Consider the following 24188-nt stretch of genomic DNA (forward strand, 5'->3'; position numbering starts at 1 on the left):
GGATTAAATGGAAAAGCGCAATCAGCAAAATAGTGATTTTGTGGTCATAAAGGCAATTGATGATGGAGTCAGTGTTATTGGATTAACAAGAGGAACCGATACAAAATTTCATCACTCAGAAAAACTGGATAAGGGAGAAGTGCTTATTGCTCAATTTACAGAGCATACATCGGCAATTAAAATTAGAGGAAATGCGAAAATACTTACTCAATTTGGTGAAGTAGAAAGTGAAATGAAGAAATAATAAGGTATTTATTTCCTGTAGGCGGAAATGTAATTATTTTATGAAATCCTGCCCATTAAATATCTTTTGTGATATAATGGTGACTGCCTTGCTTATAGGATTTGGGAGAAAAGGCCCTTATTGAATGGCAAGAATTTTACTTATTGACTTGTGAAATAAGAATACATATAGACATAATACTTTGGGGAAGCAAGGGTGATTAGATTGCCGGACATTCGACAAAAATTCATTAGTATTAGAGAGCAGGTCGAAAAGCAAGTTTTTGACTCTTACCTACTCGAATATATTGAAACTCCAATTATTGATGAAGATAAGCTTCTCATTCTTATCTCAATTATGGACCGCCTCGAATTGTCTTTTAACCAAATGCAAAACTATTGCCTTTCAACAATGCTGGTTCAAATTGCCCTTGATACTCATGAACATATTACGAATACATCTGAAGTTGAAAAAGAACGGCAGTTAACGGTTCTTGCAGGAGACTATTTTAGCGGAATGTATTATAAACTGCTAGCAGATTCCAAGGATATCATGGTGATTAAGACCCTTGCAATAGGGATTAAGGAAGTTAATGAACATAAAATCCTTGTCTATCAAAAGCAAACGGGCGGAATTGAAAAACTGATGACAAGTATTAAGCAAATAGAAAGTTCATTATTTGAAAGGCTTGCTGAATATTTTAAAGTAGATTTATGGAATGGGTTTCTTAGCAATCTTCTATTTTTTAAACGTTTGCTTACAGAAAGGAAACAATTTATTCATACGGGGAACTCAATCATATTCGAGGTGTTAAAGAGGGATATTTATCCAAATGATGAATTGGAATTAGCGGATATTTCCATCGAGCTTCGTGATCAATTACTAATGATTTGTGACAGCTATCTTGACCAATCCAAACAAGTCATTGAAAAAGGAATTCAACAGCTTCCATTTTTAAATGATTATTTAGAGAAGAGAATTTCTTTTCTTATCAGTCAGCATCAGCCAATTGCAAAAACTTTTGTGGAAGAAGGGTAATCAGAGATGCAGCAGTCGAAAGAAGAACGAGTTCATAATGTTTTTGAAAAAATATCCGATAGCTATGATAAAATGAACTCTGTAATTAGTTTTCAACAGCATATCAAGTGGCGTAAAGACACCATGAAAAGAATGAATGTACAGCCTGGTTCAAAAGCACTCGATGTTTGCTGTGGGACGGCTGATTGGACGATTGCGTTAGCAGATGCCGTAGGTCCTTCCGGGAAAGTAACGGGGCTGGATTTTAGCCAGAATATGCTCAATGTAGGGATTGAAAAGGTTAAAGGGTTAGCACTAAACCAGGTTAAATTGGTTCATGGTAATGCAATGGAGCTCCCTTTTGAAGATAACAGTTTTGATTACGTCACCATTGGGTTCGGGCTGAGAAATGTTCCTGATTATCTGCAGGTGTTAAAAGAAATGCATCGCGTTGTAAAACCAGGCGGAATTGCTGTTTGTCTTGAGACTTCGCAGCCTACGTTAATTGGCTATAGACAGCTCTTTTATTTTTATTTCCGTTTTATTATGCCGATGTTTGGTAAATTATTTGCGAAGAGCTATAAGGAATATTCTTGGCTTCAGGAATCTGCACGTGATTTTCCAGGAATGAGAGAGCTTGCGCGCATGTTTGAACAGGCAGGCTTTGCTCAAGTAAAATACAAACCATATAGTGGTGGTGCAGCTGCGGTTCACATAGGTTATAAGAAATAGTTGATGGAATGTAGACAGGATGAAAAGCAGGGTGAATACAAATGAAATTAAAAATGATGTATTCATTTTTGAATTCGGATATTAATATTATTGAGAAAAAATTAGAAGAGACAATTCAAGCGGATTCTCTTCTTTTGAAACAAGCTTCTTTGCATACATTACAAGCCGGAGGAAAAAGAATTCGTCCTGTTTTTGTTTTGCTCGCTGGTAAATTTGGTCATTATGATATTAATGTGATGAAAAATGTGGCGGTTGCTCTAGAGCTCATCCATATGGCTTCCCTTGTTCATGATGATGTTATCGATGATGCAGACCTGCGCAGGGGACAGCCGACGGTCAAAGCTAAATGGGATAACAAAATTGCCATGTATACGGGTGACTTTGTTTTTGCTCTTGCCCTGGAATTGATGGCCAACCTGGATCGAGCTGAGGCTCATAAAATTTTAGCGGATACAATGGTTGAAGTAACGGTTGGTGAAATTCAGCAAATCAGGGACAAGTACCGGTTTAATCAAAATCTCCGCGACTATTTGCGAAGAATAAAAAGAAAAACGGCCTTACTCATTGCTGCAAGCTGCCAGATAGGGGCAATTGCTGCGGATGTAGAGGAGGCCATCCATAGGAAACTTTACCGTTTCGGATATTATGTGGGGATGTCATACCAAATAACGGATGATATTTTAGATTTTGTGGCAAAGGAAGAAGAACTCGGAAAGCCTGCAGGCAGTGACCTTTTGCAAGGGAATATTACGGCTCCAGCCCTTTTTGCCTTGGAAAATGCAGCAAACCGCATTGAAATTGAAAAGGTTCATGAGAAAATGGAATCCGCGGATATTCAAAGTATCATTACCCTCATTAAGCAGTCGGGTGCGATTGAAAAATCGGTCGAACTTAGTGATCGCTATCTAAGTAAAGCCCTAGCTATTTTAGAGGAATTACCGGCTAATAAAGCTAAAAAGACTCTCAAAGACATCGCTAGATTCATTGGGAGAAGAAAATTTTAATCACCTTGCGAAATATTCGAAAAAATGATACCATTTTTCATGGCTTGTTCTTGAGCTAACAATCAATATACATAAAGATGTAGGAGTGGAATTCATGGAAAAAACATTTTTAATGGTAAAGCCTGACGGAGTTCAACGTAATTTAATTGGTGAAGTGGTTGCTCGTTTTGAAAAAAAGGGGTTTCAGCTTGTCGGAGCTAAATTAATGAGCATTCCCAAGGAGCTTGCTGAAGAGCATTATGGTGAACATAAGGAACGTCCGTTTTTCGGTGAATTAGTTGATTTCATTACCTCTGGTCCTGTATTTGCAATGGTATGGCAAGGAGAAAATGTGATTGCAACGGCTCGCCAAATGATGGGGGCTACTAATCCGAAGGATGCAGCACCTGGTACAATTCGCGGTGATTTTGGATTAACAGTTGGTAAGAATGTCATTCACGGTTCTGATTCACCTGTAAGTGCAGAGCGTGAAATTGGCTTGTTCTTTAAAGATACTGGGGTTGTTGAGTATTCCAAACTAGTTAACGAATGGATTTATTAATTTTTATGGAAAAGGCACTTGTATAGTAAATATACAAGTGTCTTTTTTGATATCGATTTCAAAATTTTATCACGCTTTTCTGAATAGTTATACTAGGTTTATTGTGAATGATATGATATATTGATACATAATTCTTTAATGAGTTGAAGGGGGAAAGAGGATGGGAATGAGATACTTAACAGCAGGTGAATCCCATGGTCCGCAGCTGACAACAATTTTAGAGGGCCTGCCGGCAGGAATGCCGCTCGAAGCTGAGGATATAAATCAGGAGCTTGCCAGACGGCAAAAAGGATATGGACGCGGGAGACGAATGCAGATTGAGAAAGATACTGCCGAAATTGTCTCTGGTGTTCGTCATGGCTACACACTTGGATCTCCGATTGCCCTAGTGGTCAAAAACAATGATTGGAAGCATTGGACGAATATAATGGGCATTGAAGCCGTTGAAGCAGGACAAGAGGATGAAATAAAGCGTAAGGTAACCCGTGCCAGGCCGGGACACGCTGATTTAAATGGAGCAATTAAATACGGGCACAGGGATATGCGAAATGTGCTTGAGCGGTCATCTGCACGGGAAACAACTGTTAGAGTGGCAGCTGGTGCTGCGGCCAAGAAACTTTTATCGTTAGTAGGAATCGATATTGTCGCCCACGTCGTTGAAATCGGTGGAGTTAAGGCAAACGTCGACAGCACGATAAAATTGCAAGCTTTAAAAGAGCAAACGGAAAATTCACCAGTACGGACCGCTGATAAAAATGTCGAGCAAGAAATGATGACAGCGATTGATGAAGCAAAGAAAAATGGTGATTCAATCGGCGGTGTCGTGGAAGTAATTGCCACGGGGATGCCGGCTGGGGTTGGAAGTTATGTTCATTACGATCGTAAATTGGATGGAAAATTAGCAGCTGCTATCATGAGTATTAACGCGTTTAAAGGTGTAGAAATTGGGATTGGCTTTGAAGCAGCAAGGAAGCCTGGAAGTGAAGTTCATGATGAAATCGCCTGGGAAAAAGAAAAAGGGTACTACCGTAAAACAAACAGGCTTGGAGGATTTGAGGGCGGAATGACGACGGGGATGCCGATTATTGTCCGAGGTGTGATGAAACCGATTCCGACGTTATATAAACCATTGATGAGTGTGGATATAGAAACAAAAGAGCCTTTTGCTGCCAGCATTGAACGGTCTGATAGCTGTGCCGTTCCTGCAGCTGCCATTGTTGCTGAAAGTGTAGTAGCATGGGAGCTCGCAAACGCGCTCGTTGAACAATTTTACAGCGACCGCTTTGAAACCTTTGCAGAAGAAATCAAGAGAACTCGGGAATATGCGAGGGAATTTTAATGGATACGATTCATATCCAAACAGAATCAAAAAACTATAATGTCTTTGTCGGAAAAGGTGTGAGGAGCGAGCTGGGCACCTTTTTAGCTAATCATTTTCCAGACCTCACCAGAATATTAATTATTACAGATGAAACAGTTGCTAAGCTACATCTTGAAAAATTACAGCTCGTGCTAAAATCGTGGGAACCGATTATTTACACAGGACCCAGCGGTGAAAAGACGAAAACTTTTGAGGTTTATTATGATGCACTATCATCCGCCCTTGAAAATCATCTTGACCGTAAATCGGTAATTGTTGCTTTTGGTGGTGGAGCGGTAGGGGATTTGTCAGGTTTCGTTGCCTCTTCATATATGAGAGGTATCCCCTTTATTCAGGTCCCGACTACTATTTTAGCCCATGACAGTGCTGTTGGCGGGAAAGTCGCCATCAATCACCCGCTTGGGAAAAATATGATTGGGGCTTTTTACCAGCCTGAAGCCGTATTTTACGATTTAGAGCTGTTAACTTCACTGCCTGAGCATGAAATCCGTTCCGGATTTGCAGAGGTCATTAAACATGCGCTGATTTCTGATCCCAGCTTCTATGAATGGCTGCGAAAAAATGTGGATGACCTTAATTTAATTTCTTTAGATCAACTATCTTATTCGATAGTTAAAGGTATAAAGATTAAAAATGAGTTCGTTAGTCAGGATGAAAGAGAGACGGGAATTCGGGCTTACTTAAACTTTGGTCACACACTGGGGCACGCGATAGAATCGGAAATGGGTTATGGGAATTTTACTCACGGGGAAGCAGTAATGATTGGGATGATTTTTGCTTTGAAATTGAGTGAAAAGCTACTGGATTTATCCTTCGATTTAGAAAAATTTATTGAATGGGTAGAACATCTCGGCTATAAAACGAAAGTTCCCAATCATTTATCCGTTGAAAAATTAGTAGCTAAAATGAAACAAGATAAAAAGTCGGTTGGGGATTCGATTCGATTTGTATTACTAGAGCAATTGGGCCAACCGAAGCTTCAGAAAATATCAGAAACCATTTTATTAGACGAACTTAAACGTTTTTAACAAGGGGGATTTTTCTTATGATCAGAGGGGTGAGGGGAGCGACGACCGTTAATAGCAATACTGAGGAAGCGATTATTCCTGCCACTAAAGAACTTCTGGCAAAATTAATCGAAGCGAATCAAATAAAGCCTGATTCAGTTGCATCCGTATTTATCTCAACAACTGAAGATATTGATGCCGCCTTCCCGGCTAAAGTATTGCGGACATTTACCGGCTGGACATACGTACCGGTCATGTGTATGCGGGAAATGCAGGTTCCTAATTCGTTAAACTTTTGTGTCAGAATTATGATGCATGTAAATACCGATCTCTCCCAAGAAGAAATTATTCATGTTTATTTAAAAGGAGCCAAAGTACTTAGACCAGACTTAGGTAATAGTTTGACATAGTTTTAGTTAACAATTATTGAAGGGGTGGAGAAAATGAGATGGAAAGAGCAATTATTGACACTTACACCGTATCAGCCAGGAAAGTCAATTGATGCGGTCAAAAAACAATTTAAGTTAGAGAAAATTGTCAAGCTTGCCTCCAATGAAAACCCGTTTGGCTGTTCACCTGCGGTAGTTGAGGCACTGCAAACAAACCTTTCAGGGTTGGCTATTTATCCTGACGGCTATGCCACTCATTTAAGAGAGAAGCTTTCTGAATTTTTGAATGTTGATGAGGAAGAACTCATTTTAGGGAATGGTTCAGATAACCTTATTCAAATTATTTCAAGATCGTTGCTTCATCCTAATGCAAGTACGATTATGGCGACTCCATCTTTTTCGCAATACAAACACAACGCCGTCATTGAAGGTGCAGTTGTTAAGGAATTGCCTTTAATCAATGGTGAACATGATTTGGAGGCAATGCTTGCGGCTATAGACGAACAGACTAATGTTATTTGGGTCTGCAGTCCTAATAACCCTACGGGTACATATATTCCAGAAAATAAATTAATTCCGTTTTTAGATAAGGTTCCCCCGCATATCCTTGTCGTTCTTGATGAAGCTTACTTTGAATATGTAGTAGCTGAAGATTATTATGATTCAATCAGGTTAACACGGAAGTATGAAAATTTAATTGTCCTTCGAACCTTTTCGAAAATTTATGGAATGGCTGCCTTAAGAGTCGGCTATGGGGTTGCTAATCGAGCAATAATAAAAGTATTAGAGCCTGTAAGAGAACCATTTAATGTTAATTCATTAGGGCAGCTGGGAGCAATTGCAGCAATCAATGACCAGGAATTTGTCGAAGTTTGTAAGGAGAAAAACAGACAGGGTCTATCACAATTTTATGATTTTTGTGAACAAAACCAATTGGACTATTATCCATCACAAACTAATTTTATTTTAATTGATTTGAAAGTTGATGGGGATGTGGCTTTTCAATTTTTACAAGAGAAAGGGTATATTGTCCGCTCCGGTAAAGCGCTTGGTTTCCCAACTGCTGTGAGAATTACCGTTGGATCATCTGAACAAAATGAAGGTGTACTACAAGCATTAAGCGAATTTCTTGATAAGAACTAGAGAAGCTTTTTAGGGCGCTTGCGCTTTTCTTATATTGGGGGAATATTCATTGAATGGCCGTGTTATTGTAATTGGCTTAGGATTAATCGGCGGTTCCTTAGCATTATGTATCAAGAAGGAACATAACGAAGCTACGATAGTTGGATTTGATATTAATAAAGAACAGTCTAGACTGGCAAAAATGCTTGGTGTCATTGATGAAATAGCGGAAACCATTGAGGATAGTGCAATCGATGCCAATTTAATCATTATTGCTGCACCTGTAAACGAAACGAAAGAAATTCTTCAGATGCTGGCTAAACTGCCCCTTCATCCAGACGTAATTATTACCGATACAGGCAGTACTAAACGGAAAATAGTCGAAAGTACCGCCAGCTTGAAGGATCGGGGAATCACTTTTATTGGCGGTCACCCAATGGCTGGTTCGCATAAAAGTGGGGTTTCAGCTGCAAAAGAAATATTATTTGAAAATGCCTTTTATTTATTAACACCAGATAATCAGATTGAGGAAGCAAAAGTAGAACGATTAAAATGTTGGTTACTAGGGACAAAGGCAAAGTTTTTGACGATTACGCCTGAAAATCATGACTACCTTACAGGGATTGTCAGTCATTTCCCGCATATCATTGCTGCCTCCATCGTTCGACAGACAGAAAAACTTTCAGCATCAGAAAGTCTCATCCCACGCCTGGCTGCCGGGGGATTTAGGGATATTACGCGGATTGCCTCAAGTAGTCCGGAAATGTGGAAGGATATCTTGCTGCACAACCGTGAGATATTAATCGGGCTGCTAAATCAATGGCAGGAAGAAATGAATGGTGTTAAAGGCCTGCTTGAAAATGAAGATAGTCCCGCAATACTAAATTATTTCAACCAGGCAAAACAATTTCGCGACGGGCTGCCAATGAAAGAAAAAGGAGCAATCCCTGCCTTTTATGATTTGTATGTTGATATACCTGATTACCCTGGCGTGATCTCGGAAATAACAGGGTATTTAGCGAAAGAAGATATCAGCATTACAAACATTCGCATCCTTGAAACAAGAGAGGATATCAATGGAGTTTTAGTCATTAGTTTTCAAACGGAAGAGGACAGGTATAAAGCAGAACGTTGTATCGAAACCTATTCCAACTTTCAAACATCAATCGGTTCATAATCTAAGATTAAAAAAGGTGATTTATATGGCATCATTAACACTGAAAACGAACACAGAACGATTATTAGGTGAAATAACCATTCCTGGAGATAAATCGATTTCGCACAGGTCCGTCATGTTTGGATCCATTGCGTATGGTGAAACGCGGGTAACTAATTTTCTTCCCGGTGATGATTGTTATAGTACGATCTCATGTTTTCGAAAACTTGGGGTTGCCATCGAAGAAAACGACAATGAGCTTCGTATATTTGGTAATGGTTTTGAGGGATTAACAGAACCTGATGAAGTTTTGGATGTTGGCAATTCGGGAACAACCATTCGTTTATTAATGGGGATACTTGCGGGAAGACCATTTTTCTCCACACTTGTTGGCGATGATTCAATTGGAAAAAGACCAATGACCAGAGTCACAGTCCCATTAACAAATATGGGTGCCAAAATTGATGGAAGAAAAAACGGTGCCTATACGCCCGTTTCTCTCCGTGGAAAGCAATTAACACCGATTCACTACAAACTGCCGGTTGCTAGTGCCCAGGTAAAGTCTGCGATTCTCCTAGCGAGCCTGCAGGCAGATGGAATTAGTACAATCATCGAGCCAGCTAAAACCCGGGATCATACGGAAAGAATGATTCGTAAATTCGGCGGGGAAATCACAAGGGATAACCAATTGATTACGGTTAAGGGCGGACAAAAGCTGCATGCTGCTACGATCCATGTACCTGGTGACATTTCCTCAGCTGCATTTTTTCTTGTCGCCGGTGCCGTTATTCCTAACAGTGAAATTGTCTTGAAAAATGTGGGCTTAAATCCTACCCGAACAGGAATTATTGAGGTCATGAAGAAAATGGGTGCTGAATTACAAATTGTTCAAAAGGATGAGAACGGATTTGAACCATTTGGTGACCTCATTATTAAAACCTCCGCACTAAAGGGAACTGTTGTTGAAGGAGATTTAATTCCAAAACTAATTGATGAGATTCCAATCATAGCCTTACTGGCAACCCAAGCTGAAGGAAAGACGATCATTAAAGATGCGGAAGAATTAAAGGTAAAAGAAACAAATCGAATCGATACTGTTGTCCAAGAACTAAAAAAATTAGGGGCTGCGATAGAGGCAACAGCTGATGGAATGATTATCCACGGAAAAACTAAACTTTCTGGTGGAACTGTCTCAAGCCACGGCGACCATCGGATTGGAATGATGCTCGCAATTGCAGCTCTTCTAAGTAACGAAGAGGTCATTCTGGAGAATCCTGAAGCAATCTCCGTTTCCTACCCGAACTTTTTTAATCATATTAATAGCCTTTTAAAGTAAAAGCTGCCTTCATTGCGGCTTTTCTTTTTTGGTACAGGACAAAGTCATAGTTTAGAAATTTTTAGCATAGCTTGTCTTAAAGAAGAAAAGCGGGTGGTTGAGACGATGTATATCATTGAAAATGCCAACATTCTTATAGACAGGAAATTAACTACATGTTCGCTTTTGATTTCAGATAATCGAATAACGAAGATTCAACCTTGTTTTAATCATTATCGGGTGATGAAAATGAATCTTGACCCTTATATTATGACCCCGTCTTTTGTGCTTTTTAATTCCAAAATACCGTATAAAGAATCCTTTCAGGCATTAAAAAATTTTCTAATTGACCACTTTCTGCTAAAAGGATGTACAACCCTGCTTACATATGTTGACGTTTCCTACGAAAATGAATTAACAGAAAAATTCAAGGGAATGAAAACAGCGCTTGTGGGTTGTCCAGTTGACTTTATCATCGGGATCAGAATCCCAGTCCGCTTAATTACTCCAAGCCTAATGAGAATGTGTAGGAAAGAAAAGATTCCGGCCATTTTTGTTGAAGTAGAGGAGCCTGGTCAATTGGAAAATGTGCCATGGGGATGGATAAGGGAAGCGATATTCCCGTTCAACAGTCCCTTGATTCCAAAAATTTCTTCTTCACAGAAGAAGGAAGAGAGAGCCGTTTTGTCGAAATGGAAAGGTATTATGGTAAAAGAAAAAATTCCTGCAATTTATGAAGAAATAGAAGAAAATCAGCCATTATGTACCGCTATACTAAACAAAATAGGTTTATATCCGCAAAGAGCAAGTCTAATGCACGGGACTGAATTAAGCTATAACTTATATTTAAAGGGAAGAGAAATCAATAATGTTGATGAAGTTAATTTATTTCATTATCATGGTGATAGACTTGTAGTTACAGTTCACAAAGGAAAGATTGTTCGGACAGGGGCTAAGGTATTATTTAAGCCAGGATATGGAGAACATGTAAAGGTGCAAACCCTATCGTATTTTTCTTTGTAATTTAAGGGGGAGAAGAGGTAAAAGCCAATGGAGAGAGTAAATAAAATTATTAACATGATAGAGCAGGGCCAACATAATGACGCCTTAAATGAATATAATCTTATATTAAAAAGCGGTCTGCCTGAGGAAAAATTTCTCTTGGGGGAAGAATTGTATCAGTATGGATTTTTAGATGAAGCAAAGAAATTAATTGAAAACCTATTGGAAATTTACCCTGAAGAAGGTGAACTTCTTGTTCTGCTAGGTGAAATATTGGTGGAAGCCGGAGAAGAGGAAGATGCAATTCTTGTTCTAGAAAAAATTTCAGAACAGGATGCTAATTATGCACAGTCATTATTACTGTTAGCAGACCTTTATCAACTCCAAGGTCTATATGAAGTGTGTGAAAGAAAATTATTGAAGGCAAAACAAATACTGCCAAATGAAGTCATTATTGATTTCGCCTTAGGGGAGCTTTATGGAGAACTTGGCGAAATTGCCAAGGCGATGAACGCCTATGAAACGGTTTTAAAAGAAGAAAACGAAATTGCCGGCATAAATATCCATGGACGGATGGCAGACCTATTAAGCGGATCAGGGTCTTTTGAGGAGGCTTTGGCTTATTATGATAAGGCGCTCGATGGAAAATTAGAGATAAACACATTATTCGGCTCGGCATTTACAGCGCTCCAGGCAGGCTATAATCGAACTGCCATTGAAAAGTTCAATGAATTAAAAGCACTAGATCCAGAATACCATTCACTCTATTTACATCTTGCGATCGGATACGAACGGGAAGAAGAGCTTGAAAATAGTTTACTCGCGATTCAAGAAGGAATAAAACAGGATGAATTTAATAAAGAATTATTTTTCTATGGCGGGAAAACAGCACTTAAGCTTGGAAAAGACGCAGATGCTGAGCAATACTTCCGAGAGGCACTTGCATTAGATCCTGGATACACAGAAGCAGCGCTTATGTTAAATAAGCTCTTTTTCCAACAGGAAAGATATGAGGATGTCCTCGAGTTAGTTTCTCAGCTAGACATTATTGAAGATGAGGAGCCCCAGTTTTTATGGGATTCCGCACATAGCTTTCAAAAATTAGAGAAATACTCCTACGCATTAGACAAATATGAAAGTGCATATACTTTTTTTAAGAATAATGAAGCATTTTTGCTTGATTACGGATATTTTCTAATTGAGGAAGGAAAAACCGACCGAGCCGCCGAAATTTTTAAACAGCTGCTAATTGAGGATCCAACAAATGTTGAATTTATTGAAATACTTGATCGTCTTACCGATGGGAAGGATTAAAAAAGCTGATTATGCAGAGGAGGGAAACTATCATGGCAACCCCTGTTTCTGTCAACGAGAAGAAGGATTTTATTCGCTGGTTTTTAAATCATTATCAATTAAAAAGAAGAGAATGTGTTTGGATCCTCAACTATTTAATGAGCCACGATCAACTAATGGAAAAGGTTCATTTTGTTGAGCAAGCACAGTATTGTCCGCGAGGTTTGATTATGTCTACACATTGTGTGGATAAAGTGCCATTTCGTTTTTATAAGGAAAATGTGATGACAACGGATGCTGAAAAATCATTCCATGATATTCGGCTTAATCGAGACGAGGATATATTTATTCAGTTAAACTTCCATGCTTCAAATCAGGCACATCAATATGCAGCGGTGCTTGAGGAAAATCCCTTTGTCCCAAAACATTTGCAAGTGAATGAAAAGGATGGAATCATTGCAGAACAATTGTTACAGCATAGTATTGAACGCTTTCAACGTGAAAAACTGCTGCAATTAATTGATGAAGCACTTGATAAACAAGATCGTAAGGCGTTTCGGATGCTAACAGAAAAATTAAATAAGCTTACAACGGCTGAAACAAAAGGAAGTTTGCGATAAGCAACCTTCCTTTTGTTTTTGGCAGTGTTAAAGCTCATTGTTGATTTTGGCACAATGTTGATTGGAGTGGAAGGCGCGAGACTCCTGCGGGAGCAGCGGGACAGGTGAGACCCCGCAGGCGCTTCAGCGCCGAGGAGGCTCACCGCCCGCCCCGCGAACCGCTCGCGCCTGGAACGGAAATCAACATTTACTTTTAACAGAGCCTTGTTTTTTAATATATTACATTTTCTTTTAATGTTTAAGGAGATAATGATATTATAGGAATAGTGAAACAAAAGGCAGGTGGAAAAAATGAAATGGATACCACAAGATATTGAAACTTATTTAAATGCCAAGGAGTATGTGGATACTGCTGTTATCCCCATCTATTCAATTTCGTTTGAAGATGAAATGAAGCAGTCAGCCTCGGCTTCAGAATTTATCTCGCTGTTAACAAACCAAATAGAAAGGCAGTTTACAGGAAGATTATTATTATTTCCTCCATTTACATATTTAAAAAATGAAAATAGCGAAAAAGTATTGAATGATTTGCTGACTTGGGAGGAAAATATCGTAAAAGGTGATTTTAAACACATATTTTACATAACATCCAATATTGAATGGAAAGCACATGAGGAAAAATTAGGCGGGGCATTAATTTGGCTTCCATCACTTCTGCTTGAGCAAATGTCTGAATCCCAAAAGGTGGAAATGATTAACAGTCAAGTAAAACAGCTTTTAATTCTCTTTACGCAAAAATGGCAGGAATAATAATAATAAAACTATTCATATTATATGTTTTTAAAATAGTATGATATTGACCTTGCCTGTAGATTGATATATCATTGTTATGTCCTAGTTTTATATGTGTTTAATAATTGTCCGCTGGACTTAACTTCATGAATAAAGGGGGGGATAAAGCATGAGTAAAGAGCGTGTTTCAAGACGTCAATTTTTAAGCTACACATTAACTGGTGTAGGCGGCTTCATGGCAGCCGGAATGTTAATGCCAATGGTACGATTTGCGGTGGATCCTGTATTAAAAGCAGAAGCCGGTGGGGATTTTATTCCTACTCCGAAAAAGATGTCGGAAATAACTAAAGAGCCTGTTCGTGTTGACTTTAAATTTAAGCAAAAGGATGCCTGGTACGAGTCTGAAGTTACGGAAACTGCTTGGGTCTATAAAGATGATAATGGAAAAATTATTGCACTATCACCTGTATGTAAACACTTAGGCTGTACGGTTAACTGGAATACGGATAAAGAACATCCAAATCAATTCTTCTGTCCATGTCACTATGGCCGATATACAAAAGACGGTACAAATGTTCCAAATACACCACCATTAGCACCGCTAGATGTATATCCATACAAAGAAAAAGATGGTTACCTTTACTTAGGAAAAGCTAAACCACGGAAGGAGGCGTAATCATTGTTAAACAAAATTTACGACTGGGTCGATGAACGTTTAGATATTACGCCTTTGTGGCGCGATATTGCAGACCATGAAGTACCTGAGCACGTTAACCCGGCGCATCACTTTTCAGCGTTTGTTTACTGCTTTGGCGGTCTGACATTCTTCGTAACAGTCATTCAAATTCTTTCAGGTATGTTCTTAACCATGTACTATGTACCAGATATTAAAAACGCATGGGAATCTGTTTATTATCTGCAAAATGAAGTTGCTTTTGGTCAAATTGTCCGTGGAATGCATCACTGGGGTGCAAGTTTAGTGCTTGTCATGATGTTTTTACATACATTGCGCGTCTTCTTCCAGGGTGCTTATAAAAAGCCTCGTGAGTTGAACTGGATTGTCGGAGTCCTTATTTTCTTCGTCATGCTTGGTTTAGGTTTTACAGGATACTTATTACCTTGGGATATGAAAGCGCTGTTCGCTACAAAGGTTGGTCTGCAAATCGCTGAGGCCACGCCGTTCATTGGTTCCTATGTTAAAGTTTTATTAGCAGGTCATGAACATATTGTTGGTGCTCAAACATTAACCCGTTTCTTTGCAATCCATGTGTTCTTCCTGCCAGGAGCATTGCTGGGACTTATGGGAGCTCACTTCATTATGATTCGAAAACAAGGTATTTCCGGACCGCTTTAAAATAAAGTTAAAGCGGTAAGTTTTTTCTAATCTCTACGAAAAAAAGGAGGGGGATTGCTCAATGCATCGCGGTAAAGGTATGAAGTTCGTCGGTGACTCACGTGTACCAGCACCTGAATCACGTAAAACGATGCTTCCAAAAGATTACTCAGAATATCCTGGTAAAACAGAGGCATTCTGGCCTAACTTCCTTTTAAAAGAATGGATGATAGGTGCCGTGTTTCTTGTCGGCTATTTATGCTTAACAGTTGCACATCCGGCTCCGCTTGAAAGGATTGCGGATCCGACCGATACAGGTTATATTCCATTACCAGACTGGTATTTCTTGTTCTTATATCAATTGCTGAAATACACATATGCATCTGGCCCATATACGGTTATTGGAGCTATGGTCATTCCTGGACTCGCTTTTGGCGGCTTATTATTAGCACCGTTCCTTGATGTCGGACCGGAACGCCGTCCACTTAAGCGTCCGCTTGCAACATCATTTATGTTGTTGGCGATAGCAGCTACTGTATTTTTAACGTGGCAATCTGTTGCAACACATGACTGGGCAGCAGCTGAACGCCAAGGTAAAATCGTTGAGAAAGTAGATTTTGATAAAACAAGTGATGGCTACAAAATCGCAAGTGAAAATACTTGTATTACCTGTCATGGTGATAATTTTCAAGGCGGCGCTGGAGCACCAACATTAATTGGTACTGGCTTATCAGCTGAAGAAGTAGCAAAAATTGCTGTAGAAGGTAAAAAAGGCCCAGGTGGTACAATGCCTGCAGGGATTTTTAAAGGTAATGACGAACAGCTTAAAAAGCTATCGGAATTTATCGCAGAAATTGGTAAAAAATAATTAAATGATGAAAAGCTGACGGGAATCGTCAGCTTTTTTATTGAAATGGGGAGTATTTGTGCGCTTTATTTATCCTCTTTTGGCAAATAGATCCATTCTCGGACTTTTACTCATTGTCAATATTGCCGGAACTGCTTACGGATATTATTGGTATGGGTGGCAGCTCAAAGAAACACCTGCTATTTTTCTTCCATTTGTTCCCGACAGTCCGACAGCAAGCTTATTTTTTGTTTTTGTCCTGATTGCATTTCTGATGGGGAAAAACTGGCCATTAATCGAAGCACTTGCGATTGTAACTCTTTTTAAATATGGGATTTGGGCAGTTGTCATGAATATTCTTGTTTATTTTGTTCAAGGGGAGCTTGACTGGATTGGCTATATGTTGATTATCTCCCATTTTGCAATGGCTGTCCAAGGAATATTGTATGCACCGTTTTACCGTTTTAAATGGTGGCATTTAATCGTAACAGCAATATGGACGCTGCATAATGATGTAATTGATTACGTATTTTTTATGCTACCCTCTTATCATATGCTGGATCAGTATATACCGCAAATTGGCTATTTTACTTTCTGGCTTTCAGTTGTTTCGATTGGACTGGCCTATTATTTTTCAATAAGACCGAACCGGTTTAAATTAGAAATAAAATAATCGTGTTTCAATAATTAGTGGTCTAACCTTGTCCACCCCTACATACATTTTATTAGTAATGAAAGGGGGGACAAGGATTGTTGAAAATCAAATGGTTACTTTTATTTGCAATTATTATGATGATGACTCCCATAGCCGCAGCCGCGGAACAGCAATCGCCCATGGAGCGGCTGGATGATATTTCTGATGAAGCACTCCAAATGGTAAAGTTTCATCGATATGAAGATGCAAAAAAAATGCTTGATTATTTTTCTGACCAGTTCACGAATATTTCTGGTAATGCAAGGCCATTATCTGTAGATGAAGTAAGAATTGTTAACACCTCGCATGATGAAGCGATGGAAGCAGCGGTTAGCCCTAACATGAAATATGAGGAAAGAATAAATAAATTAACTAAATTCCGGCTTGTTATAGATGCTATCGCGACAAGCCATCAACCCTTATGGACAGAAATGGAAGAACCGATAATGAGTGTCTTTAGCCAAGCAAGGGATGCAGCCATAAATGGCGATACAGCTCATTTTCATGCAAACTTTAATACCTTTCTATCACTATATAACGTAATTTATCCGAGCATGAAGGTTGATGTTCCTATCGAAACCATTCAAAGATTGGACGCCCGGATTGATTTTATAAATGAGTATCAATCACAGATTATTAGTGACACAAAAAGTCAGCAGGAACTTTATGCTTTAGACACCGACTTAAAAAATCTTTTTGCCAATATGGAAAAAGATGATGCCGATCCTTCACTATGGTGGGTAATCATTTCAACAGGGAGCATAATTATTATGACATTATCCTATGTTGGGTGGCGTAAGTACAAGGGTGAAAAAACATGGAAAAAAGACCGCTCAAGAGATCATAAGGATTAAGATTAAAAAAAGCAATGTCACTAATCGACATTGCTTTTTATTTCTGTATTGGCACTTTATTTTCATCGTGTGTAAATCCTTCTCCGTGGACATCATGAACAACAGAAATCGAGATAAATGCGTGTGGGTCAACAGAAGTGATCAAATTTTTCAAGCGCATGATTTCGTTTTTGGCGACAACGCAATACAAAACTTCACGCTCGCTTTTCGTATAGGAACCGTAACCTCTTAATGCAGTAACCCCACGGTCCATTTCATCCATAATCTTTTTCGCAATTTGTTCATTCTTATCTGAAATGACCATTGCACCCCGGGCAGAGTACGCACCTTCCTGCATAAAATCAATCACCCTTGCACCGACGAAAACAGCAACAAGTGTGTACATTGCTTGTTTGTAATTAAGGTATGTGAATAATGAAAGGGCAATAACGCAGGCATCAAAGATAAACATCGTCTTTCCCATGTTCCAGCCTGCATATTTTTGGACAAGTCTTGCAATAATATCGACGCCGCCAGTTGTCCCTCCGAACCGAAAGATAACTCCTAAGCCAATTCCCGTGAAGACACCGGCAAACAAAGCTGCTAAGGTTAAATCGCTTTGCAGCGGCATATCAAGTGGGTAGCGCTGAAATATCCATAAAAAAATCGAAACCCCAACTGTTCCTAAAATCGTATATAAGAAAGCGTTCCGTCCTAATAACTTCCAGCCGATAAAAAATAAAGGAATATTAAGAAGCAGGTTTGTATAAGAAGGATCCCAGTTCAATAAGAAATAAAAAATCAGTGTAATTCCTGTGAACCCGCCTTCCGCCAGCTTATTCTCCATATTAAAATTGACCAAGCCGAACGCCATAATGGCCGCACCTAATAGGATAAACAGAATGTTCTTTAATTTAAGCCCTACTATCATAAACATTCCTCCTCTTCCAAATAATCTCTCTTATGGCGGTATTTATTATAGCCGATTAAAGAGCTAAGAGCAATGAGGAGAGAAAAAGAGATGATAGAAACGAAAATATTTGTAAAACCACCCCAATTTAGCTAACATAAACATGGATATATAACATTGTTAATGTGACATTTGCAGAAGAAATGAGGTGATGAGAAAATGGCAGAACAAAAGACAATGAAAGACCTTCAGGCAGAAGTCGATACTTACATAGGCCAATTTAAAGAAGGATATTTTAGTCCTCTCGCAATGCTTGCAAGATTATCAGAAGAATTAGGAGAGTTGGCTAGAGAAGTAAACCATTACTACGGTGAAAAACCGAAGAAAAGCACTGAAACTGAAAAAGCTATTGAAGAAGAACTTGGCGATCTTCTCTTTGTTCTCATTTGCATGGCCAATTCCTTAAAGGTTGACTTGGAAGATGCCCATGATTATGTCATGGATAAATTTAAAACAAGAGATTCAGACCGTTGGACAAGATTTGAGCAGGAGTGATTAAAATGAATGAAATTAAAATTATTATTGCTGGTCCGCGGGGCCGGATGGGCTCTGAGGCAGTTCAGCTGGTAACTGCCACAGCACATTTTAAACTGGCGGCTGTCCTTGATCACAAGAACGATGGCATGATGTTAAGCGATGTAGCAGGGTTCCAATCTATTTCAAATGTACCAATCTATACTGATATAGAAAAATGCTTGCAAGAGGTAGAGGCAGACGTATTAATAGATTTAACCACGCCTGAAGTTGGCATGTACCACGCGAAAACAGCGCTGGAATATAATGTCCGCCCTGTTGTGGGTACAACGGGCTTTACAAAAGAGAATTTAGCTGAATTGGAAGATATCTGCCGTGAAAAAGAATTAGGCTGTATAATTGCGCCAAACTTTGCTATTGGGGCTGTGTTGATGATGAAATTTTCACAGCTGGCGGCGAAATATTTTCATGATATTGAAATTATCGAAATGCATCATGACCAAAAACTAGATGCCCCATCCGGGACAGCGGTAAAAACAGCAGAGATGATATCAGCTGTAAGAGAAACTAAAAAACAGGGTCACGCCAATGAAAAAGAAACACTAAAAGGGGCTAGAGGGGCGGAGTATGATGGCATGCATATTCATTCTGTCCGCTTGCCAGGGCTCATCGCACATCAGCAGGTTTTATTTGGCTCTGATGGTCAGACATTAACCATTCGTCATGATTCCTACAATCGTGCCTCCTTTATGTCAGGAGTGAAGGTAGCGGTCGAAACGGTAATGAAGCATAATAATTTTGTTTACGGACTAGAAAATATTTTAGACTAGGAGTCAAAATAATGAATATTGCCTTAATTGCCCATGATGAAAAGAAAAATGATCTCGTCCAATTTGTCACAGCCTATCAAGAAATATTTAAGAAACATACTCTGTTTGCTACGGGCACAACTGGCTTACGAATTAATGAAGCTACGGGGTTGTCTATTACCCGTTATCAATCCGGTCCGCTTGGCGGTGACCAGCAAATTGGTGCAAGGATTGCCCAAAATCAAATGGATGCGATTTTCTTCTTCCGCGATCCGTTGACAGCTCAGCCTCATGAACCGGATGTGACTGCACTGGTCAGACTGTGTGATGTATATTCCATTCCACTTGCGACCAATATGGGTACGGCCGAATTATTAATTAGAGGTCTAGAACTGGGCTTAATCGATTGGAGAAATATCGTTAAAGAAAATGGTGAGGTAAATGGAAGATAAACCGTTACATATTCTTGCTTTCGGTGCCCATGCTGATGATGTGGAAATCGGCATGGCAGGTACGATAGCGAAACTGGTTTCTGAAGGAAAACGTATCGGTATTTGTGATTTAACGGATGCTGATCTTTCTTCAAATGGGAATGTCACGTTAAGAAAAGCAGAAGCAAGACATGCAGCTGAAATTTTAGGTGTTTGTAAACGGACTTCGCTGGCATTTCCTGATAGAGGTTTATTCTTAAATGATGAATACATAAGGAAGATTGCTGGTATTATACGAACATATAAACCCCAAGTTGTCTTTGCTCCCTATTTTGAGGACCGCCACCCTGATCATGGGAATTGTGCCCGTCTTGTGGAGGAGGCGGTTTTTTCAGCTGGGATTAAAAAATATCAGACAGAAGATGGTACAGAGCCGCACCGAGTAGAAAAACTGTATTTTTATATGATTAATGGTTTCCACAAGCCGGATTTTACTACGGATGTCACAATGTTTATCGACAAAAAGCTGGAAGCATTAAGGGCATATAAGAGCCAATTTGAACAAACAGACGAAAGCTTCAATACACCGCTCGTCAATGGTTATATTGAAACAGTCGAAGCCCGGGAAAGAATGTTTGGTAAATTGGTTGGGGTAACCTATGCAGAAGGCTTTAAAACAAAAGAGCCAATCCTTGTGAACCGAGATTTGATGGGAGATTGAAAAATGAAGAAACTAAAAATTGGGATTACCTGTTATCCAACAGTGGGCGGATCGGGTGTAATAGCCACAGAGCTTGGGAAAATGCTAGCAGAAAAAGGACATGAGATTCACTTTATTTCTTCAAGCATTCCTTTCAGGCTTAATAAAATGTATCATAATATTTATTACCATCAGGTCGAAGTGAATCAATATTCTGTTTTCCAGTACGCACCCTATGACATTGCCCTGGCAAGCAAAATGGCGGAAGTAGCAAATCGGGAGAAATTAGATTTGCTCCATGTTCATTACGCCATTCCTCATGCAGTGTGTGCGATATTAGCCAAGCAAATGAGCCACAGAGATATAAAAATAGTCACGACACTACATGGGACAGACATAACCGTATTAGGGTATGATCCATCATTAACAGATGCGATTAAATTTGGTATCGAAAAATCCGATGTTGTCACTGCTGTCTCCAAGGCATTAGTGGATCAAACCTATGAACTAATCAACCCGGATAAGCAAATTGAAACTGTCTATAATTTTATTGATGAGCGAATCTACCATAAAAGAGATGCTTGTAAACTAAAGGGAGAATTCGGGATTAAAGAAGAAGAGAAAGTGATCATCCACGTCTCAAATTTTCGGGCCGTAAAACGCGTCCAAGATGTAGTGAAAACCTTTGCGAAAATTTCTGCGACAATGCCCGCTAAATTGTTGTTAGTTGGCGACGGACCAGAAATGACTTTAGTTTGTAAACTGGTAAGGCAGCTCGGGTTAGAGGACCAGGTCCTTTTCCTTGGAAAACAAGAGAATCTTGAGGAATTGTATTCCATCAGTGATTTGATGCTATTACTTTCGGAAAAGGAAAGCTTTGGGCTGGTAGCTTTAGAGGCTATGGCTTGTGGCGTGCCGTGTATTGGGACAAATATTGGCGGAATCCCAGAAGTCATTTTGCATGGAGAAACAGGATTTATTTGTGATGTAGGAGACATAGAAAAGATCTCAAGTAAAGCAATTGCGCTGTTAAATGATCAACATCTTCATCGGCAGTTTTCCAAGCTATCAGTGGAAACGGTTAAAACAACCTTCAATGCAGCAAAAATTGTTGAACAATATGAACAATTATATTATAAATTAATGAATTAAGGTGAAGTAGGATGATAGAACCTTTTTTATCAGCTAATCCTGTGTTAAGGAAATTAGAGGATGCCGGTTACGAAGCCTATTTCGTTGGCGGTTCCGTTAGGGATTACCTTTTAAAGCGAAGGATTAGCGACGTAGATATTGCTGCATCAGCAACACCTGATGAAGTGAAATCAATCTTTCCGAAAACTGTCGATATTGGAATTGAGCATGGAACAGTGCTTGTGTTATTTAACGGCGGATCGTATGAAATTACTACCTTTAGAACCGAAGCGGAGTATAAGGATTTTCGCCGGCCGAAAGAGGTAGCGTTTATCCGTAATCTCCAAGATGACTTAAAGCGCAGGGATTTTACGATGAATGCAATCGCGATGGACCGAAATGGAAAACTAATTGACTCCTTTGATGGACAGACGGCAATTAAAGATAAAGTAATTCAAACCGTTGGTAAGGCAGAGGAGCGTTTCGGTGAAGATGCGTTAAGAATGCTGCGGGCAGTTCGGTTTGTAAGCCAACTTTCTTTTACAATTGAAACTAATACGTTAACGGCATTAATTAAGCAAGTTGATTTACTTAAGAATATTGCTGTTGAAAGAAAAAAAGCAGAGTTTGAAAAGCTTTTAGGCGGCAAGAATCGAAATGAAGCCATCAAGGTTTTGCTTAAAACGAATTTATTTCTTTATTTGCCGGGTTTGGCGACTAAGGAAAAGCATTTAAAACAATTGATTAACTTTCAATGTGACAGCCTAAATAAAAATGAAATGTGGTCCATATTGCTTTTTTGTTTAGATATACAGGAAAAGGAAGTCGTGGAGTTTTTAAGAGAGTGGCGGATGGCAATTAAAGACATAAGAGCGATACAACAACAATTACTCTTCCTGGAAAAAAGACTTCAGCATGAATGGTCCGTTTTTGATTTGTATCATGCAGGCTATGACAACATCCTATCTGTTGAAAAGCTGTACTTGGTTATCAACGGAATGAAAGAAACAGATTCAATCAATCATTGGCTAGACTTGTACGACAAACTGCCAATCAAGCATCCTGCTGACATTAAGGTCACGGGGAACGATGTGATGAAATGGCTCGACAAAAGCGGCGGACCCTGGCTGAAAGAGACGCTAGTAGAGATAGAGAATGCAATCGTAGCAAGGAAATTAGAAAATAATAAGCAAAAAATTAAGGAGTGGCTAATGGCGTGCAATCCGAATTAAGAAAAGAATTGCTTGATGCCTTTACCAAAGCTGGCGACGTCTATTTATCCGGGCAGCATCTTGCTGAGGTAATTGGCTGCTCAAGAACCGCTGTGTGGAAGCACATTAAGGAATTAAGGAAAGAAGGCTTTGAATTAGAAGCCGTACGAAATAAGGGCTACCGAATTCTAAAAACACCGGAAAAAATAACCGCCGATGAAATCAGACTAGGGCTGACAACGGAATTTATCGGCAGGAATCTCCACTATCAAGAAAGTGTTGAGTCGACACAAAAGATTGCCCATCAATTCGCTTCTGAGGATGTACCGGAGGGAACTGTAATTATTGCAGAAGAGCAAAAATTCGGAAAAGGCAGAATGAGTAGAAAATGGCATTCACCAAAATATACAGGCATTTGGATGAGTTTAATTCTTAGGCCGAATATCCCGCTGACGAACGCGCCTCAGTTGACACTATTAACAGCTGTAGCAGTTGTTCAGGCGATGGAAGAAATAACAGGACTGCAGCCTGAAATAAAGTGGCCAAATGATATATTACTGCATGAAAAAAAGGTAACTGGGATCTTAACAGAACTGCAGGCTGAAGCGGACAGAATTCATTCGATTATTATTGGAATTGGCATAAACGTCAATCAACGGAAAGAGGATTTCCCAGATGAGCTTCAGGAAATAGCCAGCTCACTATCGATTGAAAAAGGAGAGGCGATTTCCCGGGCAGCGTTAATTAGAAGTGTTTTTAAACATTTTGAAAAACTGTATTTACTCTATTTAAAGCAAGGCTTTTTTCCGATTAAGCTTCTTTGGGAAAGCTATGCCGTCAGTATTGGAAAAGAACTTAAAGCAAGAACGTTAACAAACGTAATTGAAGGAACAGCATTGGGAATCACGGATGAAGGCGTTTTAAAAATAAAGGACCAATCTGGTGTTATCCACCATGTATATTCTGCTGATATCGAACTTTGAACCCTCTCACATAGCATTATATTCCTTGCAAGAAACGTGTACATTTTGTATGATAATTTCAATGGGCAGTATCCCTGGGAACTGCACCGACTTGTGATAACAATTAAAAAGGTTTCTGCCTAGATCCGTTTTTACGGACCGGGACAGAGGGATGGAACACGCAAAAGAGTAACAAAGATCCTCTGCCTTCAGAAGGATCTTTTTATTTGCTCTTCGAATTCGTTTTATCGCCTCTCCC

General features: G+C 39.3%; 28 protein-coding genes. 27 read left to right on the plus strand and 1 reads right to left on the minus strand.

Going from position 1 to position 24188, the window contains the following annotated elements; genetic code table 11:
• Positions 1-7 precede the first annotated feature (7 nt).
• The 20 genes from mtrB (at position 8) to ypjB (ending at position 17262) form a co-directional block, all read left to right on the plus strand.
• Positions 8-244, plus strand: coding sequence for a trp RNA-binding attenuation protein MtrB (gene mtrB / locus AA980_RS14845; RefSeq protein WP_024030638.1), 237 nt, complete (start codon positions 8-10; stop codon positions 242-244).
• 195 nt (positions 245-439) lie between these two features.
• Positions 440-1261: a heptaprenyl diphosphate synthase component 1 gene (locus AA980_RS14850; RefSeq protein WP_235815189.1), complete on the plus strand. Its 822-nt coding sequence runs from the start codon at positions 440-442 to the stop codon at positions 1259-1261.
• A 6-nt stretch (positions 1262-1267) separates the two neighbouring features.
• Positions 1268-1972 (plus strand): demethylmenaquinone methyltransferase, encoded by a 705-nt coding sequence (locus tag AA980_RS14855; RefSeq protein ID WP_024030640.1) that lies wholly within the window; start codon positions 1268-1270, stop codon positions 1970-1972.
• A gap of 41 nt (positions 1973-2013) precedes the next feature.
• Positions 2014-2976 carry a heptaprenyl diphosphate synthase component II gene (hepT, locus tag AA980_RS14860; protein WP_024030641.1) on the plus strand — a complete coding sequence of 321 codons (963 nt, stop codon included), beginning with the start codon at positions 2014-2016 and terminating at the stop codon, positions 2974-2976.
• A 94-nt stretch (positions 2977-3070) separates the two neighbouring features.
• Positions 3071-3517 (plus strand): nucleoside-diphosphate kinase, encoded by a 447-nt coding sequence (ndk, locus tag AA980_RS14865; RefSeq protein ID WP_024030642.1) that lies wholly within the window; start codon positions 3071-3073, stop codon positions 3515-3517.
• 166 nt (positions 3518-3683) lie between these two features.
• Positions 3684-4856: a chorismate synthase gene (gene aroC, locus AA980_RS14870; protein WP_024030643.1), complete on the plus strand. Its 1173-nt coding sequence runs from the start codon at positions 3684-3686 to the stop codon at positions 4854-4856.
• On the plus strand, positions 4856-5926 hold the full coding sequence (gene aroB / locus AA980_RS14875) for a 3-dehydroquinate synthase (protein ID WP_024030644.1): 1071 nt from the start codon (positions 4856-4858) through the stop codon (positions 5924-5926). Before aroC ends, aroB begins: the two co-directional genes overlap by 1 nt.
• A 17-nt stretch (positions 5927-5943) precedes the next feature.
• Entirely contained in the window at positions 5944-6315 is a 372-nt protein-coding gene (aroH, locus tag AA980_RS14880) for a chorismate mutase (RefSeq protein WP_024030645.1), read from the plus strand.
• A 33-nt stretch (positions 6316-6348) separates the two neighbouring features.
• The gene (hisC, locus tag AA980_RS14885) at positions 6349-7437 is read left to right on the plus strand and encodes a histidinol-phosphate transaminase (RefSeq protein WP_024030646.1); all 1089 of its coding nucleotides are present in this window, start codon (positions 6349-6351) and stop codon (positions 7435-7437) included.
• A 49-nt stretch (positions 7438-7486) separates the two neighbouring features.
• On the plus strand, positions 7487-8593 hold the full coding sequence (locus tag AA980_RS14890) for a prephenate dehydrogenase (RefSeq protein ID WP_024030647.1): 1107 nt from the start codon (positions 7487-7489) through the stop codon (positions 8591-8593).
• Positions 8594-8618: 25 nt separating this feature from the next.
• On the plus strand, positions 8619-9908 hold the full coding sequence (aroA, locus tag AA980_RS14895) for a 3-phosphoshikimate 1-carboxyvinyltransferase (protein WP_024030648.1): 1290 nt from the start codon (positions 8619-8621) through the stop codon (positions 9906-9908).
• A 105-nt stretch (positions 9909-10013) separates the two neighbouring features.
• Positions 10014-10910, plus strand: a complete 897-nt coding sequence (locus AA980_RS14900; RefSeq protein ID WP_024030649.1) for a hypothetical protein — start codon at positions 10014-10016, stop codon at positions 10908-10910.
• 27 nt (positions 10911-10937) lie between these two features.
• Complete coding sequence (locus AA980_RS14905) at positions 10938-12203, plus strand: tetratricopeptide repeat protein (protein ID WP_024030650.1); 1266 nt, start codon at positions 10938-10940, stop codon at positions 12201-12203.
• Between the two features lie 32 nt (positions 12204-12235).
• Positions 12236-12802 (plus strand): ReoY family proteolytic degradation factor, encoded by a 567-nt coding sequence (locus AA980_RS14910; protein WP_024030651.1) that lies wholly within the window; start codon positions 12236-12238, stop codon positions 12800-12802.
• A gap of 291 nt (positions 12803-13093) precedes the next feature.
• Positions 13094-13552 (plus strand): YpiF family protein, encoded by a 459-nt coding sequence (locus AA980_RS14915; protein ID WP_024030493.1) that lies wholly within the window; start codon positions 13094-13096, stop codon positions 13550-13552.
• Between the two features lie 151 nt (positions 13553-13703).
• On the plus strand, positions 13704-14210 hold the full coding sequence (locus AA980_RS14920) for a QcrA and Rieske domain-containing protein (protein WP_034724895.1): 507 nt from the start codon (positions 13704-13706) through the stop codon (positions 14208-14210).
• A 3-nt stretch (positions 14211-14213) separates the two neighbouring features.
• Positions 14214-14888, plus strand: coding sequence for a menaquinol-cytochrome c reductase cytochrome b subunit (gene qcrB, locus AA980_RS14925; RefSeq protein ID WP_024030495.1), 675 nt, complete (start codon positions 14214-14216; stop codon positions 14886-14888).
• A 61-nt stretch (positions 14889-14949) separates the two neighbouring features.
• Positions 14950-15735 (plus strand): menaquinol-cytochrome c reductase cytochrome b/c subunit, encoded by a 786-nt coding sequence (locus AA980_RS14930; RefSeq protein ID WP_024030496.1) that lies wholly within the window; start codon positions 14950-14952, stop codon positions 15733-15735.
• A gap of 58 nt (positions 15736-15793) precedes the next feature.
• On the plus strand, positions 15794-16387 hold the full coding sequence (gene lhaT / locus AA980_RS14935) for a lipoprotein heptaprenylglyceryl N-acetyltransferase LhaT (protein ID WP_024030497.1): 594 nt from the start codon (positions 15794-15796) through the stop codon (positions 16385-16387).
• Positions 16388-16464: 77 nt separating this feature from the next.
• The gene (gene ypjB / locus AA980_RS14940) at positions 16465-17262 is read left to right on the plus strand and encodes a sporulation protein YpjB (protein ID WP_024030498.1); all 798 of its coding nucleotides are present in this window, start codon (positions 16465-16467) and stop codon (positions 17260-17262) included.
• A gap of 37 nt (positions 17263-17299) precedes the next feature.
• Here the strand turns inward: ypjB and AA980_RS14945 are convergent, their stop codons facing one another.
• Positions 17300-18172 (minus strand): YitT family protein, encoded by an 873-nt coding sequence (locus AA980_RS14945; RefSeq protein ID WP_024030499.1) that lies wholly within the window; start codon positions 18170-18172, stop codon positions 17300-17302.
• Between the two features lie 198 nt (positions 18173-18370).
• Here AA980_RS14945 and AA980_RS14950 point away from each other — a divergent pair, with 198 nt between their 5' ends.
• From AA980_RS14950 to AA980_RS14980, 7 genes are read left to right on the plus strand one after another with little or no spacing between them, the layout of a single operon-like run.
• On the plus strand, positions 18371-18706 hold the full coding sequence (locus AA980_RS14950; protein ID WP_024030500.1) for a nucleotide pyrophosphohydrolase: 336 nt from the start codon (positions 18371-18373) through the stop codon (positions 18704-18706).
• Between the two features lie 5 nt (positions 18707-18711).
• Complete coding sequence (gene dapB / locus AA980_RS14955) at positions 18712-19515, plus strand: 4-hydroxy-tetrahydrodipicolinate reductase (RefSeq protein ID WP_024030501.1); 804 nt, start codon at positions 18712-18714, stop codon at positions 19513-19515.
• Between the two features lie 11 nt (positions 19516-19526).
• Complete coding sequence (gene mgsA, locus AA980_RS14960; protein ID WP_024030502.1) at positions 19527-19946, plus strand: methylglyoxal synthase; 420 nt, start codon at positions 19527-19529, stop codon at positions 19944-19946.
• Positions 19936-20646: a bacillithiol biosynthesis deacetylase BshB1 gene (gene bshB1, locus AA980_RS14965; RefSeq protein ID WP_024030503.1), complete on the plus strand. Its 711-nt coding sequence runs from the start codon at positions 19936-19938 to the stop codon at positions 20644-20646. Before mgsA ends, bshB1 begins: the two co-directional genes overlap by 11 nt.
• Before the next feature lie 3 nt (positions 20647-20649).
• Positions 20650-21777 carry an N-acetyl-alpha-D-glucosaminyl L-malate synthase BshA gene (bshA, locus tag AA980_RS14970; RefSeq protein WP_024030504.1) on the plus strand — a complete coding sequence of 376 codons (1128 nt, stop codon included), beginning with the start codon at positions 20650-20652 and terminating at the stop codon, positions 21775-21777.
• Between the two features lie 11 nt (positions 21778-21788).
• Positions 21789-22988 carry a CCA tRNA nucleotidyltransferase gene (locus AA980_RS14975; RefSeq protein ID WP_024030505.1) on the plus strand — a complete coding sequence of 400 codons (1200 nt, stop codon included), beginning with the start codon at positions 21789-21791 and terminating at the stop codon, positions 22986-22988.
• On the plus strand, positions 22973-23950 hold the full coding sequence (locus AA980_RS14980) for a biotin--[acetyl-CoA-carboxylase] ligase (RefSeq protein ID WP_024030506.1): 978 nt from the start codon (positions 22973-22975) through the stop codon (positions 23948-23950). Before AA980_RS14975 ends, AA980_RS14980 begins: the two co-directional genes overlap by 16 nt.
• Positions 23951-24188 lie beyond the last annotated feature (238 nt).

It is taken from the genome of Neobacillus vireti, assembly GCF_001026695.1.
GTDB lineage: Bacteria > Bacillota > Bacilli > Bacillales > Cytobacillaceae > Neobacillus > Neobacillus vireti.